Annotated in this window: 17 protein-coding genes and 1 pseudogene; 7 read left to right on the forward strand and 11 right to left on the reverse strand. The window is 37.3% G+C overall.

The window, feature by feature from the left end; translation table 11 throughout:
- On the forward strand, positions 1-345 hold the full coding sequence (frdD, locus tag DQN49_RS00855; protein WP_006995501.1) for a fumarate reductase subunit FrdD: 345 nt from the start codon (positions 1-3) through the stop codon (positions 343-345).
- Positions 346-451: 106 nt separating this feature from the next.
- On the opposite strand, the gene mtgA is transcribed toward frdD, so the two are convergent.
- The 11 genes and pseudogenes from mtgA to DQN49_RS00910 form a co-directional block, all read right to left on the reverse strand.
- A complete protein-coding gene (gene mtgA, locus DQN49_RS00860; RefSeq protein ID WP_065246978.1) occupies positions 452-1,174 on the reverse strand; it encodes a monofunctional biosynthetic peptidoglycan transglycosylase in 723 nt (240 codons plus the stop codon).
- Between the two features lie 11 nt (positions 1,175-1,185).
- Positions 1,186-1,485: pseudogene (gene trpR, locus DQN49_RS10270) on the reverse strand (trp operon repressor); the annotation flags it as partial.
- 37 nt (positions 1,486-1,522) lie between these two features.
- Positions 1,523-3,304, reverse strand: a complete 1,782-nt coding sequence (locus tag DQN49_RS00870; protein ID WP_006995498.1) for a transglycosylase SLT domain-containing protein — start codon at positions 3,302-3,304, stop codon at positions 1,523-1,525.
- Between the two features lie 15 nt (positions 3,305-3,319).
- Positions 3,320-3,616: a YciI family protein gene (locus DQN49_RS00875; protein ID WP_006995497.1), complete on the reverse strand. Its 297-nt coding sequence runs from the start codon at positions 3,614-3,616 to the stop codon at positions 3,320-3,322.
- Between the two features lie 16 nt (positions 3,617-3,632).
- Positions 3,633-4,097, reverse strand: a complete 465-nt coding sequence (gene yciA / locus DQN49_RS00880; RefSeq protein WP_005652441.1) for an acyl-CoA thioester hydrolase YciA — start codon at positions 4,095-4,097, stop codon at positions 3,633-3,635.
- The gene (locus DQN49_RS00885) at positions 4,097-4,654 is read right to left on the reverse strand and encodes a septation protein A (protein ID WP_006995496.1); all 558 of its coding nucleotides are present in this window, start codon (positions 4,652-4,654) and stop codon (positions 4,097-4,099) included. Before DQN49_RS00885 ends, yciA begins: the two co-directional genes overlap by 1 nt.
- 5 nt (positions 4,655-4,659) lie before the next feature.
- Positions 4,660-5,394 carry a hypothetical protein gene (locus tag DQN49_RS00890; protein WP_006995495.1) on the reverse strand — a complete coding sequence of 245 codons (735 nt, stop codon included), beginning with the start codon at positions 5,392-5,394 and terminating at the stop codon, positions 4,660-4,662.
- A gap of 145 nt (positions 5,395-5,539) precedes the next feature.
- The gene (gene mglC, locus DQN49_RS00895; protein ID WP_006995494.1) at positions 5,540-6,550 is read right to left on the reverse strand and encodes a galactose/methyl galactoside ABC transporter permease MglC; all 1,011 of its coding nucleotides are present in this window, start codon (positions 6,548-6,550) and stop codon (positions 5,540-5,542) included.
- Between the two features lie 16 nt (positions 6,551-6,566).
- Positions 6,567-8,087, reverse strand: a complete 1,521-nt coding sequence (gene mglA, locus DQN49_RS00900) for a galactose/methyl galactoside ABC transporter ATP-binding protein MglA (protein ID WP_005652432.1) — start codon at positions 8,085-8,087, stop codon at positions 6,567-6,569.
- 65 nt (positions 8,088-8,152) lie between these two features.
- A complete protein-coding gene (gene mglB / locus DQN49_RS00905; protein WP_006995493.1) occupies positions 8,153-9,148 on the reverse strand; it encodes a galactose/glucose ABC transporter substrate-binding protein MglB in 996 nt (331 codons plus the stop codon).
- A 144-nt stretch (positions 9,149-9,292) separates the two neighbouring features.
- Positions 9,293-10,291: a substrate-binding domain-containing protein gene (locus tag DQN49_RS00910; protein WP_005663077.1), complete on the reverse strand. Its 999-nt coding sequence runs from the start codon at positions 10,289-10,291 to the stop codon at positions 9,293-9,295.
- A gap of 207 nt (positions 10,292-10,498) precedes the next feature.
- Here DQN49_RS00910 and galT point away from each other — a divergent pair, with 207 nt between their 5' ends.
- From galT to uspA, 6 genes are all read left to right on the forward strand, one after another.
- Positions 10,499-11,548 (forward strand): galactose-1-phosphate uridylyltransferase, encoded by a 1,050-nt coding sequence (galT, locus tag DQN49_RS00915; RefSeq protein ID WP_006995492.1) that lies wholly within the window; start codon positions 10,499-10,501, stop codon positions 11,546-11,548.
- Positions 11,549-11,624: 76 nt separating this feature from the next.
- Complete coding sequence (gene galK / locus DQN49_RS00920) at positions 11,625-12,779, forward strand: galactokinase (protein WP_032826260.1); 1,155 nt, start codon at positions 11,625-11,627, stop codon at positions 12,777-12,779.
- A gap of 9 nt (positions 12,780-12,788) precedes the next feature.
- Complete coding sequence (gene galM, locus DQN49_RS00925; RefSeq protein ID WP_032826259.1) at positions 12,789-13,811, forward strand: galactose-1-epimerase; 1,023 nt, start codon at positions 12,789-12,791, stop codon at positions 13,809-13,811.
- A 170-nt stretch (positions 13,812-13,981) separates the two neighbouring features.
- On the forward strand, positions 13,982-14,530 hold the full coding sequence (locus DQN49_RS00930) for a YecA/YgfB family protein (protein ID WP_006995489.1): 549 nt from the start codon (positions 13,982-13,984) through the stop codon (positions 14,528-14,530).
- A gap of 11 nt (positions 14,531-14,541) precedes the next feature.
- Positions 14,542-15,834, forward strand: a complete 1,293-nt coding sequence (gene pepP, locus DQN49_RS00935) for a Xaa-Pro aminopeptidase (RefSeq protein WP_006995488.1) — start codon at positions 14,542-14,544, stop codon at positions 15,832-15,834.
- Positions 15,835-15,935: 101 nt separating this feature from the next.
- Positions 15,936-16,361, forward strand: coding sequence for a universal stress protein UspA (uspA, locus tag DQN49_RS00940; RefSeq protein WP_006995487.1), 426 nt, complete (start codon positions 15,936-15,938; stop codon positions 16,359-16,361).
- Positions 16,362-16,463 lie beyond the last annotated feature (102 nt).

Below are 16,463 nucleotides of genomic sequence, written 5' to 3' on the forward strand. Positions count from 1 at the left end.
ATGGTTGATCAAAATCCAAAACGCTCCGGCGAACCGCCAGTATGGTTAATGTTCGGTGCAGGCGGCACAGTGAGTGCAATTTTCCTTCCTGTCGTTATTCTAATCATCGGTTTATTATTACCATTTGGTTTAGTCGATGCACATAATTTAATTACTTTTGCTTATTCTTGGATTGGTAAATTAGTTATTTTAGTGCTTACTATTTTCCCAATGTGGTGTGGTTTACACCGTATTCACCACGGTATGCACGACCTTAAAATACACGTGCCAGCTGGTGGATTTATCTTTTATGGTTTAGCCACAATTTATACCGTTTGGGTGTTATTTGCGGTAATAAACCTGTAATAAAAATGCTATAAATAAAAAACGAGTCTAGGACTCGTTTTTTTTATTTTATGTATCAAGTAAATATTTTTTAGTTTGTTTTACTTTAGAAATTTGATTGGATTTTTTATAAATGGCTCAAGTATTCAGTACCTAAATTTCCCATTTGTCTCAAAATCCAAGCTTGTTTTTTACGAACTAACAAGCTTGGCTTATTTACTTTATAAATGATTGGATTGGGCAACACGGCAGCTAAAAGTGCGGCTTCATTTTGAGATAAATTTTTAGCTGATTTTTTAAAGTAATATCGACTTGCCGCTTCCACACCAAAAATACCATTTCCAAATTCTGCAATATTTAAATACACTTCTAAAATACGTTTTTTTGACCAAGTCAGCTCGAGTAACATAGTTGCTGGAACTTCTAAACCTTTTCGTAGCCAATTTTGTCCGTGCCAAAGCATTAAGTTTTTAGCGGTTTGCTGGGAAATAGTTGATGCTCCTCGGATTCCTTTTTTAGATTTTTCGTTATACCGAATTACTCGTTGGATAGCCTCAAAATCAAAGCCTAAATGTTCAGGAAAACGCTGATCTTCTGATGCAATCACGGCTAGCTGAATATTGGGAGAAATATTTTCTAGGCTGACCCAGTCATATTGAATTTGGTATCGAAAATCGCCTTGTAAAAGATTAGCGACTTTTTGTTGTACCATATAAGCGGAAAATGGGATAGGTACAAAGCGAAAAAGCAGCAACAAAGCAAAAACGGCGAAAAAAAAACGAAAGACAACTCGCTGCCAGTTTTTTTTCCACCATTTAGGACTAAATAAGCGTGGAAGTGCGGTAAAAATTCGCTCAGTTTTTTTTCAATGAGATCAAGATGTTGTTTCATCCATTGCATAAAATCAGGATCCATCGTTTTAATCATATTGGAACCTCGAGTAATGGTGGCGGCACTCGTATTCAGATTTTGCTGAATTTCTCGTTGTGGGAGATTTTTATCCAAGAGTTGAGAGACAATTTGCAAACGTAATCCTACGGCATCTCGTTCGTCCGCAGTCAATAATAAGGTTAGAAACTCTTGTGCTTTGTTTTCTTCAAAGGCGATTTTCAGCATTTGAAGAAATGCATTCCATTGTTCTAAATTGCGGCTGATATACATAATTACGCTCCCATTCTACACTACTAAACTAGTGTGGTTAGTATAGCCGATTCAATTCTTCTTGGCTAAAGATTTGTGGGTTTTCTTTATTTTGTAAAATCTGATAGTAAAAGTCATAAGCCACTACATTTTGCACATAACCACGAGTTTCGTAAAAAGGAATAGATGCGACAAATTCGTCTAGTGCTAATTCTCCATTAGCGCGACTTAGCCATTTTTCGACTCGACTTGCACCAGCATTATATGCAGCAGCAATTAAAATACGATTGTTAGGATATTTTTCATTCAGTTCATTCAAATGTGCGGTACCGAGCGAAATATTATTTAATGGTTTAAATAAATCTTGCTCGCCTTGATAAGGCAGTTGATTATTCTCTGCAGTCAATTTTGCTGTGCTTGGCAGAAGTTGCATTAAGCCCCGCGCATTTGCAGAAGATTGTGCCATTGGATTCCAAGCACTTTCTTGACGGGCTATTGCCATTGCAAAAGTTTTGCTGATATTCAAATTTTGCAATGTCGCATTGAAATATTCTGAATAAGCATTTGGCAGTCTAAGAGAAAGGTAATCCCACGCTTTTGCTACGATAGAGGCATCAACAGCTAATTCAAACCATTGTTGATTGTCGGCATATTGTGCGAGTTTTAGTTGAGTCGTGAAATCCACATCACCCAGTAAAATTCGCCAACGTTGTTTTGCTAAACCATTTCGTCCAAGTTCTCTTAATTCTGTAATCATTGCAAAAACTTGCTTAAAAGGAAGTTGTTCAGCTTGAGTAAAACTTCGCGCAATAGGGACATTCAGTTGATATGCTTGTTTTAATTGTGTAGCCGCTAACATTGGATAAAAGCCACGCTCTTTTGAAAGTGCGGTCAGTTTTTTGGTATTTTTTAATATATCTTGTTTAGCTTCCCAATAACGCCATTCTTGCTTACTTTTTGATTCGGCAGAAAGCAAATTTAGCCAAGAGGTTAATTCAGTTTTTTGCCAAATAGCCATTCGTAAACGGCGTTCGGTTAAATTATCAGTCTGTAATTGTCGGATTTGTTCATCACGCCATTTTTGAAAATCAGTGTTTTCATTATCAAAAAAGCGATTTAAAAAGGCTATTTTCCACTGTTTGATTTCATCTTCTGAGAGCTGCCAAGTATTTGCCCATTTTTGATAGGATTCAAAACTTAGGTTATTCATTTGTTCAGGTAGCGTTTTAAGATAACGTGGGAAAGCATCAATTAATACGGTTTTATCTAAAGTGTTAGGATCACTTTTTCTTACAATTTCAGCAAGTTTTTTAGGATTTTCTAATTGATTTTGTTCTTTTTGAACCCTGTTATTTTCTTTAGCATTATCTGAAGTTGCTGATGTTTGTTGTTCGTTTAACGTGGATAGTTTTTGTAATAAGGCTTGAAATGCTGGCGTCACAAAAGGGTAATTTTGTTGCACTAACGCATTGAGTTCATTTATTGCTTGTTGTTTTCCTTGAATATCATCATTCTGCAAAAAGGCGATTTTTGTCTCCCAAAATCGAGCAAGCAGATCATATTGCAAAGGGTAGCCTTGCAATGAGTCTATTAAGGTTTTTGTGATATTTTGAGTCGCTTCAGAAAATTGCTGGTTTTTTACCGCACTTTTTAGCAAACCTTCAACTTGCAAAAAGACTTCACGTTGTTTTAGACGTTTTAAATAATCTTGATGCTGTATTGACGCCCAGTTTTGTTTCTCTTGCTCAAGATTGATTGATGCTGTTGCCGTATTAGGCGAATCGGCAAAAGCAGAAAGTGCGGTAAAAATACAGAGAGAAATTAAGGCGACTTTTTTCATATTACGTTATTTAAATTAAAAGACTTTTTTAAACGGCTTTACAATAACATCCGCATATACGCCAGCTTCTACATAAGGATCTTGTGCAGCCCAGTCTTTTGCCGCTTGTAGATTTTCAAATTGAGCAATAACAGTTGAACCTGTAAAACCAGCTTCACTCGGATTTTCATCATCAATTGCAGGATTTGGGCCTGCTGTCAGTAAGCGATTTTCCGCTTGAAGTTGTTTTAAACGAGCCAAGTGTTGCTCGCGTACGGTAAGACGCTTTTCTAACGTATTGGGAATATCTTGGGCAAAAATAACATAGTACATAATGATTTCCTTTTATTTACAAGGGTTGTTCTGAAATTAAGGCTAATGCTTTTTCTAACTCTTGGTTATTTTCACGGGGAATCGTGCGAGAGCGACCATTATTATCAACTGCAACAAAAGTAAATACCGCATCGGTGACACAATAACGTTCGCCAATTGGCTCACTCGCCACTTTTTTTACCCATACTTCTACTTTAATTTTAATGGAAGAACGCCCAACTTTGAGACATTCACCGTAGCAACAAACCACATCGCCCACAGAGATTGGTTTGATAAAATTCATACTTTCAACGGCAACAGTAACCACGCGTCCGTGTGCGATTTCTTTCGCTAAAATCGCGCCGCCCATATCCATTTGAGACATAATCCAGCCACCAAAAATATCTCCGTTAGCATTGGTGTCAGAAGGCATCGCCAAAGTTCGTAGTAAAAGAACTCCTTTTGATTGGCGACCATTTTTATCAGTAAAATTGGCAGACATTATTTCTCTCCGTCTTTTGAATTTGAGCCATCTTTAGGCAAATAACGATAAATATAAACTCCCGAAATAATGGTTGCAATCACTGTCATACCAATAATTCCAAAAGATTTGAAATCAACCCAAGCTTCTTCCGACATATTATGGCTGATATAAATATTCACCAACATGCAAATAATAAAGAATAATGCCCAGCCAAGGTTAAGTGTATTCCAAGCCTTTTCGGGCAGTTGTAGCTCTTTACCAAGTAACTTTTTGATTAATGGGGTTTTAAATTGAAATTGTGCGACGAGCAAAACAATAGCAAATAAGCCATTGATAATTGTCACTTTCCATTGCAAATAGCGGATTTCATTAAAGTAAGCGGTTAAAAGTCCAAAAAAAACGACCGCACTTGCCATAATTTTCTGTTGTTTTTCAACCATTCCGTATTTCCATTTTAAAATCACGATCTGCAAAATTGTTGCAACCACTAATACGATAGCTGCTTCACGTACACCACCGAGTTTGTAAGTGATAAAAAATACAATTAAAGGGATAAAGTCAAGAAGTTGTTTCATATTAATTAATCCTTCATAAATAAGCTGTAGAAACGATAAGTCACTACTAGCATGAAAATATTAAGTAATGCGGTGAAAATGCCTATTACCATATCAAATATAGCATTATTGGAAAATGCGCTTAATTGGAAAATAAGAATTGGCACGAGAAAATAAACCAGTAGGGTGTAAATAAACAATACGCCTTTTCGAGTATTTCCTTGCATCCAAATTTTTCGGATAGTTTGCGAAAGTGCCTCTTGAGTAGAAAGATAATGTACTACCGTTAAATTTAAACGGACAAAGAACCAAACGCCAACAAGCATCGCGATAAGTGACATAATAGAGGGCGATTTTTTTGTGAGTAATGCAGCAAAGGCTTCACCAAGACCAAGTAACATTGGTGCAACCATTAATAGATCTAACACAATTACGCCTGCAAAACGGCGCAAGGTAAGTGAGAAAGTTTCACCTAAAGTGCGGTAATTTTGTAGGCTAATTTTATGGATTGAGATTAATCCCCAAGCTGCAATAAAGCTCGTTAAAATTTGAGTGATTGCAACTGAAAAGATAAAACTTGTGATATCTGTATTGGCGAGATTTAATACATCATTTTTATTTTCATCATTAACTGAAAAACTTAAAAGTGCACTCGCCCTTTGCACAATAAATAAAATTGCGACAAATTGCAGCATAATTTTTTTCTGATTACGGAAGAAATTCCAACTGTCTTGCAATACTTGTGTAAAGTTAATTAGCATTTTTTTCTCTCTATGAAAATGGTGGCGCAATTATACAGGGTTTGCCGATTATTGCATAAATATCCTTAATTCAGAATTGAATAGATAAAACAAAAGTGGACAAATTTGCCCACTTTTCATTCATTTTATTAAGATTGCGTCAGCTTTATTTTTTCTTCGCATATTTTAACGAGTCAATGGCTACCGCTAGAATGATAATGCTACCTTTAATGATGTATTGCCAGTAAGGGTTTACACCGATGTAAGTTAAGCCGTAGTTGATAACAGTAAAGATAATAACCCCAGTGATAACACCAATTACTGTACCTACCCCACCAGCAAAAGATACACCACCCACTACGCAAGCGGCGATAGCATCTAATTCATACATAAAACCTAAGTTGTTAGTTGCAGAACCGATACGACCCGCTTCAAGCATACCACCAAAGGCATAGAACATACCTGCAATCATATAGATTGCAACTAAGTTACGTGCAACGTTTACACCAGATACTTTAGCTGCTTCTGGGTTACCACCGATAGCAAATACGTTTTTACCGAAACGAGTTTTGTTCCACATAATCCATACTAATAATGCTGCAATAGCTGCATAAATCGTGATGTAAGAGAGTTTAAAGCTGCCGATTCGGAAGAATCCTTGCGCGAATGTTGAGAAATTTTCGCTAAAACCTGCGATTGGAGAACCACCTACTGCATCATAGTATAGTGAGTTGAAACCATATATGATGATCATTGTACCCATGGTTGCGATGAATGGAGTTACATTTAAGTAAGCGATAACTAAACCATTCACTAAACCAATTACTGCACCGATAGCACAAACTGCGAGAATAACCACTGGAATTGGTATTTGTCCCATTTCAGGGAACACACGGTTAATATTTTCCATTGATTGCAACATTGTTGCAGAGATAACTGCAGCCAAACCAACTTGACGACCTGCAGATAAGTCAGTCCCTTGTGTAATCAATAAACCCGCAACCCCTAAAGCAATAATTAAACGTACAGAAGATTGGGTTAAGATGTTACTGAAATTGACTAAATTTAAGAATGTCGGATCTTGTGCAATGATGATGCCGAGCAAAATCAATAACACAAAATAAATCGCATTTTGTTTTAAGAGATCAAAGGATTTGTTTTTTTCTAAGGCACTCATAATTCATTCCTTATGTTTATAAATATTTTGCTGCGAGTTGCAAAATTTCTTCTTGCGATGTTTTTGCGCTTTCAACGATACCTGCTAATTTACCGTTACTCATTACTAAAATGCGATCAGTCACACCCAGTAATTCTGGCATTTCTGATGAAATCATAATAATGCCTTTATCTTTTTTAGCGAGTTCTTGAATAAGTTGGTAAATTTCAAATTTTGCCCCAATATCGATACCACGAGTCGGCTCATCTAGCATCAAAATTTCAGGTTGAGTTAAAAGCCAACGACCAATAATGACTTTTTGTTGGTTACCACCAGAAAGAGAACCAATTGTAGTTCTGTGTGATGGTGTTTTAACATTCATTGAATCAATTACCCACTGGGTATCACTTTTCATCTTCTTCGTGCTAAGTAATTTCCACGGAGTGAGATAAGATTTCATATTTGAAATCAATGAATTAAACTCAATACTTAAATTAGAATAAATCCCCGTTGAACGACGCTCTTCAGTAACCAATGCAAAGCCATTATTAATCGCTTCAAGTGCGGTATGATTTTTCACAGTTTTTCCGTGTAACTTAATCGTTCCTTCGATTAATTCACGTACGCCAAAAATAGCTTCAACGATATCGGTACGTTTAGCCCCCACAAGTCCTGCAATACCGAGAATTTCACCTTTGCGTAATTCAAAAGATACGTCTTGAATGGATGGTTGATTTTTAGCGGTAAGATTTTCCACCTGCAAAATAACTTCTTTTGGCACGTTGGTTTTTTCAGGGAAACGCTGTGTTAATTCACGCCCTACCATCATTCCAACAATTTGTTCCATTGTGGATTCTTTCACGTTTACCGTGTTGATCCATTTACCGTCGCGTAAAATAGTAATTTCATCACAGATTTTGAAGATTTCATCCATTTTGTGAGAAATATAAATAATGCCGCAACCGCGTTGTTTTAATTTGTCGATAATTTTAAACAGATGCTCAACTTCTTTTTCAGAAAGCGAGGATGTTGGTTCATCCATGATTACGATTTTAGCGTTATACGAGAACGCCTTCGCAATTTCGATCATCTGCATTTGAGAAACTGAAAGTTTAGCGACTTTTTCTTTCGGATCTACATCAATATCCAATTCATCAAAAATCGCTTTAGTATCACGGTACATTTTGGCGTGATCAACAAAAGGACCTTTAAGTGGATAGCGTCCAAGCCATAAATTATCCATTACGCTAGTTTGGCGCACGAGGTTGAGTTCTTGGTGCACCATTGAAATACCATTTTCAAGGGCTTCTTTAGATGTTTTGAAATTGACGGGTTCGCCTAAGAAAAGAATTTCGCCTTCATCTTTGGCATAAATACCGAATAAACATTTTAGTAATGTAGATTTGCCCGCGCCGTTCTCACCCATTAAAGCATGAACAGAATGTGATCGAACCGTTAAGTTTGCGTTATCTAAGGCTTTTACGCCTGGAAAGGACTTGCAGACATTGGTCATTGTGAGCAGCACTTGGCTGTCTTGACATTGAGTTTGAGCTGTCATATCCAACCTCTTTAAAAAGGGGAAGATCCACTTCCCCTTAGACTACAACAAAAATTGATGGAAAATTATTTTAAGAAGTCACCTAAGTTATCTTTATCCACACCAACATAAGGAATGCGTACAACACGATCTTTTAATTCCCATTTTGTACCTTCAGTTGCAGATTTACCTTGTGCTAAATTGTTAGATAATTGAACAACTGCTTTACCTTGGTTTACACTATCGTTTAATACTGTACCCGCAAGTTCGCCTTTATTAATCAATTGTAATGCCTCTGGTAACGCATCCACACCAAAGATAGGTAATTTTTTACCGTGTGCTTTTGTTGCTTCTAACGCGCCTAATGCCATACCATCGTTGTTAGAAATAATGACTTCAATGTCGTTCGCTTTAGAGCTAGATAACCAAGCATCTACTTTATCTTTCGCCATTGCAGCATCCCACATACCAGTATCAATAAATAATTGTTCAGTTTGGATACCTTTCGCATTAAGTTCTTCTACAACATATTTTGTACGCACTTCCGCATCTGGATGACCAGGTTCGCCTTTTAATAATACAAATTGGATTTTGCCATCTTTATTTAAGTCAAGAGCTGGATTCGCTTTCCATTGTTTTGCAATTAAATCCCCTTGAATTAAGCCTGATTCTTTTGGATCAGTACCTACATAGTAAGCCTGTTCATAAGAACCGATAGCTTTTGCACCAGGGTCTTTGTTAAAGAATAGGACAGGAATATTATCTGATTTTGCCTTGCCAATAATAGTTGGAGCTGCCGCTGGGTCCACCAAGTTAATCGCAAGTGCTTTCACGCCTTTAGAGAGTAAGATATCAACTTGGTCATTTTGAATAGATTGTGCATTTTGAGAGTCATTCATTAAGAGTTTAATGCTACCGACTACTTTAGCTTCTTTATCAATTTCTTTGCGCATTAAAGACATAAAGTTATCATCATATTTATAAATCGTTACCCCAATACGATTATCTGCAGCAAAACTTGCAGATGCTGAACCTAATGCAATAGCGAAAGCGACGGTACTTAACACGGCTGTTTTTTTCATAATAACACTCCTATTTGGAAGGTTGATGTGGATAGATAAGGTTGCGCACATCATAAATAAATTATCGTAATTAATCTATGAGCAAATTTGAAAAAATGAAAATGATCACATAAAAAATTATGAATTTGTGATCCATGTCACAAATTAGCGCGATTCCACCGAAAAACGGCGTACCAAAGTAGGGTTAAATTGAACTACTGGAGGTGTAATTATTTTCTCGTCAGTTAGACTTAATGCTAATTTAGCCGCATAAGTTGCCATTAAATCAATAGGATAGCGAATTGTGGTTAGTTTTGGGATCAAATAACGGGCAATCGGCATATCATCAAAACCAATAATTGAAAATTGGCTTGGTACGCTGATATTGTTTTCATTGAGAACTGAAATGGCTCCCGCCGCCATTGAATCGTTATAAGCAACGACAGCCGTAAGATTTTTGTTATAACTAAGTAAATCAATCATTGCTTTTTCGCCGCCTTCAAAGTCTGGGCTATTGAGTGTTATCGCCTGTTCAATGATGGGATAATTGTGATCTTTTAATGCGGCAAGATAACCATTTCTTCTTTCAACTTCATCAAAAATGGCGTGATTTGAACCGATATATGCAATATGTTGATGCCCATAACGAATAAGCATTTCCGTGGCTAAATAAGTGCCTTTTTGGTTATCTAAACTGACACAACGATGTTCATAACCTTTAATAACACGGTTAATGATTACCATTCCTTGCACAGTATTTAAATAATGGCTTAATTCATCATCAGATAAGGCTTTAGAATGTACAACAAGAGAACTACAACGCTTACGTAATAAGGTATTAATTGCTTCACGTTCTTTTTCCGCATGATGATAACCAATACCGATAAGAATCGTTTTTTGATGTGCTTCTGCTACTTTATCCACCGCTTTCACTAAAATCGCAAAAAAAGCATCCGTCACATCGGTTACCACCACGCCAATTGTATCGGTGTTTTGCACGGCAAGGGCTTGAGCATTTGCATTAGGTTGATAAGCTAACTGTGCAATAGCTTGTTCCACCACAAGGCGTGTATTTTCACTAACAGAAAGAGAGTGATTTAATACTCGGGATACGGTAGCGACAGATACATTGGCTAATTTAGCGACATCTCGAATAGTACTCATAACTTTTCCCTTGTTATAATCTATAAATCTTATATTTTGATCATAAATAATTTACGATAAATTGAAAGCGGTTACTTTCATAAGTATAAACTAAATCATAAAAAATTTTGCTTATTTTCTTATTTTGTGACAAAGATCACGGTTTATTTACAATAATTTAGTATAAATTAATGTAATCGTTTACATTGATAAAAAACAGGAGTCAAAATGACCGCACTTTTTGAACCTACAGAACATCCACATCGTCGCTACAATCCGTTAATCGATCAATGGGTTTTAGTTTCGCCACATCGTGCCAAACGCCCGTGGCAAGGGCAACAGGAAAAAGTCAATGAAGAACAAAAACCAAGTTATGATCCAACTTGTTATCTTTGCCCGAGTAATAAGCGTATTACAGGGGAATTAAATCCAGATTATCGTAAACCTTATGTATTTAAAAATGATTTTTCCGCGCTTTTAGAAGATACACCAGCCCCTGAAAAATCCTCCGATCCTCTTTTCCAAAGTTCTCAAGCTCGTGGGGAAAGTCGAGTCATTTGTTTCTCTCCCGATCATAGTAAAACATTGCCATTATTGACCGCACTTGAGATTGAAGAAGTGATTAAAGTATGGCAGGAACAACTTCGTGAGCTTGGTGCGAAATACCAATGGGTGCAAATTTTTGAAAACAAAGGGGCGGCAATGGGGTGTTCTAACCCACATCCACATGGTCAAATTTGGGCGAATAGTTTCTTGCCAAATGAAGTTGCTCGTGAAGATCGTACACAACGTGATTATTTGCTAAAACATGGCTCAGTAATGTTGGTTGATTATGTAAAACGAGAATTGGCGTTGAAAGAACGTATTGTCGTTGAAACTGAACATTGGGTCGCTTTAGTGCCTTATTGGGCTATTTGGCCATTTGAAACATTGCTTTTACCAAAAACTCATGTAAAACGTTTAACTGAATTAAGTAACGAACAATCAAAAGATCTTGCGGTTATTTTGAAAAAATTGACGACCAAATACGACAATCTCTTTGAAACCTCTTTCCCATATTCAATGGGATTTCATGCGGCACCGTTTAATGGCGAAGATAACGAACATTGGCAGCTACATGCTCATTTTTACCCTCCTCTTTTGCGTTCAGCAACCGTGCGTAAATTTATGGTGGGGTATGAAATGTTAGGCGAAAACCAACGCGATTTAACGGCGGAACAGGCTGCAGATCGATTACGTGCTTTGAGTGAAGTTCATTATAAAGAAAGAACTAAATAATATAGTCAGTTCCCCTCTTTAGCTTTAGCAAAGAGTGGTGCAGATCGAGTATAGATTTAATATAAAGGATAGAAATATGACCCCAATCCAAAATGCTCAACAAATTTTCAATAGACAGCATAAAAATTTGCCAGAAATTACCGTCTATGCCCCTGGTCGAGTAAATATTATCGGCGAACATACTGACTACAACGACGGCTTTGTTATGCCTTGCGCAATTAATTTTGGTACGGCCGTTTCTGGTACAAAACGAGATGATCATATTTGGAATGTTTATGCGGCGGATCTTGATGAAACTGATGAATTTTCTCTCAATGTTGAAATTCCTAAGAGTGAACACAAATGGGCCAATTACGTGCGTGGGGTTGTAAAATTTATCCAAGAACGTTACCCACACTTTCAACAAGGTGCAAATTTAGTGATTTCTGGTAATGTGCCGCTTTCTTCTGGATTAAGTTCATCTGCAGCGTTAGAAGTTGCGGTGGGTAAATTCTGCCAACAACTTGGCGATTTACCACTTTCTCACACGGATATTGCATTGAATGGGCAAAAAGCGGAAAACCAATTTGTCGGTGCTAATTGTGGCAATATGGATCAGTTAATTTCTGCGCTTGGGCAGGAAAATCATTTACTGATGATCGATTGTCGTAGTCTTGAAACCACGCCAACACCCGTGCCACAAGATGTCGCCGTGATTATTGTGAATTCAAACGTACCGCACGATTTAGTAACAGGCAAATACAATACTCGCCGTCAGCAATGTGAAGAGGCAGCAAAATTTTTTGGCGTGAAAGCATTACGAGATGTTTCAGTTGAGCAATTCCAAAAAAGAGAAGCAGAATTGACCGCACTTTCTCCGTTAGCAGCAAAACGCGCTCGTCATGTTGTAACAGAAAATCAACGAGTACTTGATGCGGTAGAAGCATTGAAGAACAATGATTTGACTTGTTTAGGTAAACTAATGGAAGCATCTCACGATTCAATGCGTGATGATTTTGAGATCACTGTGCCACAAATTGATTATTTAGTTGAATTGGCTCAACTTGTTATTGGCAAAAGTGGCGGCACACGTATGACGGGCGGCGGTTTTGGTGGCTGTATTGTCGCACTTGCACCGCATGATAAAGTCGATGCAGTTCGTAAAATTATTGCGGATAATTACGAGAAAACGACTGGTTTAAAAGAAACTTTTTATGTGTGTACCGCATCACAAGGTGTTCGAGTGATTTAAGAGAAAATGATGTTACAACAAACCACTTTTAATGCGCCTGATGGTGCACCTTATCAGCTTATAACCCTTCAAAATGAAAATGGGATGCGTGTTCAATTTATGGATTGGGGCGCAACTTGGCTTTCTTGTAAAATACCAGTAAATGGCACTTTACGTGAGGTTTTATTGGGTTGTAGGGTAGAGAATTATCCCACTCATCAAAGCTATTTAGGCGCAAGCGTAGGGCGTTATGCAAATCGTATTGCAAATGCACAATTTGAATTGAATGGCGAACTTATTAAATTAAGTAGTAATCAAGGAAAGCACCAGCTTCATGGTGGAGAGGGTTTTGATAAACGTCGTTGGAAAATCCAAAAGTGCGGTAAAAATTTTGTGTGTTTTTCATTACATTCAGAGCATGGCGATCAGGGTTTTCCTGGTAATGTGGATGTGTCTGTAACCTATACGCTAACAGATGATAATAGCGTAAAAATTGAATATGCAGGGATTTGTGATAAGGATACTGCATTGAACTTAACGAATCATGCCTATTTCAATTTAGAAAATGCAGAGCAAGGCAGTGACGTGCGTGAACATACATTACGTTTAAATGCTGATTTTTATCTGCCTGTAGATAATGAGGGGATTCCTAATTCTCCATTAAAGCACGTGGTGAATACAAGTTTTGACTTCCGTATTGCTAAACCCATCAAGCAAGATTTTTTACAAGGGGATCAGCAAGCAACAAAGGGTTACGATCATTCCTTTATTGTCAATAAGGCTTGGCAAAAGCCTTGTGTGTTACTAACCTCTCCAACTGGCGATTTAAGTTTGGAAGTAAGAACCTCGCAAGCTGCATTGCAGGTTTATACGGGTAATTATCTTGCAGGTACACCAACGAGAAATGGCGAATTATATGCCGATTTTTCTGGCGTAGCACTAGAAACCCAATGTTTGCCCGACACGCCTAATCATCCTGAATGGCAAAATTACGGCGGAATTCAAAAAGCAAGCGAGCAATATTATCAATGGACAGAGTTTAAATTTAAATAAACCATTATTTATAATAAAAATGTCATTACAAGATCTATAAATTAAGTTCATTTCTAGCATTAAAAGCTGTGACACACCACCAGCCTCTTAATCTAATTTAATTGGTCAAGCGATGGCTTTTTTATTTACAAAGGTTTACACTAATTTCAAATTTACTCAGGAAATCTATTATGCTTATTTCTTATTCCGACCTTAACCAACAACTTAAATCTGCTGGAATCGGCTTTAATGCAACAGAACTACACGGTTTTTTAAGTGGTTTACTTTGTGGAGGCTTAAAAGATCAAAGTTGGCTACCGCTCTTATATCAATTCAGCAATGATAATCACGCTTATCCAACAGGATTAGTCCAACCCGTTACAGAACTTTATGAACAAATTAATCAAACCTTATCAGATGTTGAAGGATTTACCTTTGAACTTGGTTTAAGTGAAAATGAAAATGTCTTTACACAAGCGGATAGCCTATCTGACTGGGCAAACCAATTCTTACTTGGTCTTGGCTTAGCACAACCTGAATTAGCAAAAGAAAAAGGTGAAATTGGCGAAGCCGTAGATGATTTACAAGATATTTGCCAACTTGGTTATGATGAAGATGATAACGAAGAAGAACTAGCGGAAGCGCTAGAAGAAATCATTGAATATGTTCGCACCATTGCAATGTTGTTCTATTCTCATTTCAACGAAGAAGAAATTGAGAGCAAACCTGTATTACATTAAGGAGATCTCGAATGGAATTGGCTTATATGGCTAAATTGCCTAAAGAAGAATTTGAGGAACGTCGCACACGAGTATTCGCTCAAATGCAACCTAATTCAGCATTATTGCTTTTTTCTGAAATCGAAAAACGCCGTAATAATGATTGTACCTATCCTTTCCGTCAAGATAGCTATTTTTGGTATTTAACAGGCTTTAATGAACCGAATGCTGCTCTGTTATTACTGAAAACAGAACAAACAGAAAAAGCCATTATTTTTCTTCGACCACGCGATCCGTTACTTGAAACTTGGAATGGTCGCCGATTAGGTGTTGAGCGTGCACCACAGCAACTTAATGTAAATGAAGCCTATTCTATTGAAGAGTTCGCTACCGTACTGCCAAAAATACTGAAAAATTTGACCGCACTTTACCATGTGCCAGAAATTCATACTTGGGGTGATACATTGGTGTCAGAAAGTGCGGTGAATTTTAGCGAGATTTTAGATTGGCGACCAATGCTCAGCGAAATGCGCCTTATAAAATCGCCGAATGAAATCCGCTTAATACAACAAGCGGGACAAATTACGGCACTTGGGCATATTAAAGCGATGCAAACAACACGCCCAAATCGCTTTGAATATGAAATTGAAAGTGAAATTTTGCATGAATTTAATCGCCATTGTGCCAGATTTCCTTCTTACAATTCCATTATTGCAGGGGGAAGTAACGCCTGTATTTTGCACTACACAGAAAACGATCGTCCATTAAATGATGGGGATTTAGTGCTGATTGACGCTGGCTGTGAATTTGCCATGTATGCAGGCGATATCACCCGCACTTTTCCTGTAAATGGAAAATTTAGCCAGCCTCAACGTGAAATTTATGAGTTAGTTTTAAAAGCCCAAAAACGTGCGATTGAATTGCTTGTACCAGGCAATTCCATTAAGCAAGCCAATGATGAAGTTATTCGTATTAAAACCCAAGGATTAGTGGATTTAGGTATCTTGAAAGGAGATGTGGATACACTTGTTGAACAACAAGCTTATCGCCAATTTTATATGCACGGATTAGGGCACTGGCTAGGGTTAGATGTGCATGATGTGGGTAGTTATGGCCAAGATAAACAACGGATACTCGAAATCGGCATGGTAATTACCGTTGAGCCTGGTATTTATATTTCAGAAGATGCAGATGTGCCAGAGCAATACAAAGGCATTGGCGTGCGCATTGAGGATAATTTACTGATGACTGAATATGGTAATAAAATCCTAACCGCTGCTGTCCCTAAAGAAATTGCAGACATTGAAAATTTAATGAATTTTTAATAAAAATGTTTAAATTGTGATCTAGTACACAGTTTTTTATTGCTCAAAATGTTAGCATTAGAACCAGTTAAAAGCCGAACCAATCAGTTAAGGAGTCGATTATGTACAAACACATTTTAGTGGCAGTAGATCTTTCTGAAGAAAGTCCAATTTTACTTAAAAAAGCAGTTGGGATTGCTAAACGCCACGAGGCAAAACTTTCTATCATCCACGTTGATGTGAACTTTTCAGATCTTTATACTGGATTGATTGATGTGAATATGTCTTCAATGCAAGACAGGATTTCCACGGAAACACAAAAAGCCCTATTAGATTTAACTGAAAGTGCGGATTATCCAATTTCAGAAAAATTGAGTGGCAGCGGCGATTTAGGACAAGTTTTAAGTGATGCCATCGAACAATATGATGTGGATTTATTAGTGACGGGACATCATCAGGATTTTTGGAGTAAGTTAATGTCTTCAACACGTCAAGTGATGAATACGATTAAAATTGATATGTTGGTTGTTCCACTTAGAGATGAATAATTAACAAGAAATTGTTTTTTGAATAATCTGAAATAACTTAAATTTTAACCGCACTTCTCAAATAGCGTCGTGAAGTGCGGTTTTATTTTGGGGTTTTGGCAA

Origin of the sequence: Haemophilus aegyptius, from assembly GCF_900475885.1 — a bacterium.
GTDB classification, from domain to species: Bacteria; Pseudomonadota; Gammaproteobacteria; order Enterobacterales; family Pasteurellaceae; genus Haemophilus; species Haemophilus influenzae.

Coding starts and splice junctions, on each gene's coding strand:
- frdD (WP_006995501.1), top strand. CDS start 1: ATGGTTGATCAAAATCCAAAACGCTCCGGCGAACCGCCAGTATGGTTA.
- DQN49_RS00870 (WP_006995498.1), bottom strand. CDS start 3,304: ATGAAAAAAGTCGCCTTAATTTCTCTCTGTATTTTTACCGCACTTTCT.
- DQN49_RS00875 (WP_006995497.1), bottom strand. CDS start 3,616: ATGTACTATGTTATTTTTGCCCAAGATATTCCCAATACGTTAGAAAAG.
- yciA (WP_005652441.1), bottom strand. CDS start 4,097: ATGTCTGCCAATTTTACTGATAAAAATGGTCGCCAATCAAAAGGAGTT.
- DQN49_RS00885 (WP_006995496.1), bottom strand. CDS start 4,654: ATGAAACAACTTCTTGACTTTATCCCTTTAATTGTATTTTTTATCACT.
- DQN49_RS00890 (WP_006995495.1), bottom strand. CDS start 5,394: ATGCTAATTAACTTTACACAAGTATTGCAAGACAGTTGGAATTTCTTC.
- mglC (WP_006995494.1), bottom strand. CDS start 6,550: ATGAGTGCCTTAGAAAAAAACAAATCCTTTGATCTCTTAAAACAAAAT.
- mglA (WP_005652432.1), bottom strand. CDS start 8,087: ATGACAGCTCAAACTCAATGTCAAGACAGCCAAGTGCTGCTCACAATG.
- mglB (WP_006995493.1), bottom strand. CDS start 9,148: ATGAAAAAAACAGCCGTGTTAAGTACCGTCGCTTTCGCTATTGCATTA.
- DQN49_RS00910 (WP_005663077.1), bottom strand. CDS start 10,291: ATGAGTACTATTCGAGATGTCGCTAAATTAGCCAATGTATCTGTCGCT.
- galT (WP_006995492.1), top strand. CDS start 10,499: ATGACCGCACTTTTTGAACCTACAGAACATCCACATCGTCGCTACAAT.
- galK (WP_032826260.1), top strand. CDS start 11,625: ATGACCCCAATCCAAAATGCTCAACAAATTTTCAATAGACAGCATAAA.
- galM (WP_032826259.1), top strand. CDS start 12,789: ATGTTACAACAAACCACTTTTAATGCGCCTGATGGTGCACCTTATCAG.
- DQN49_RS00930 (WP_006995489.1), top strand. CDS start 13,982: ATGCTTATTTCTTATTCCGACCTTAACCAACAACTTAAATCTGCTGGA.
- pepP (WP_006995488.1), top strand. CDS start 14,542: ATGGAATTGGCTTATATGGCTAAATTGCCTAAAGAAGAATTTGAGGAA.
- uspA (WP_006995487.1), top strand. CDS start 15,936: ATGTACAAACACATTTTAGTGGCAGTAGATCTTTCTGAAGAAAGTCCA.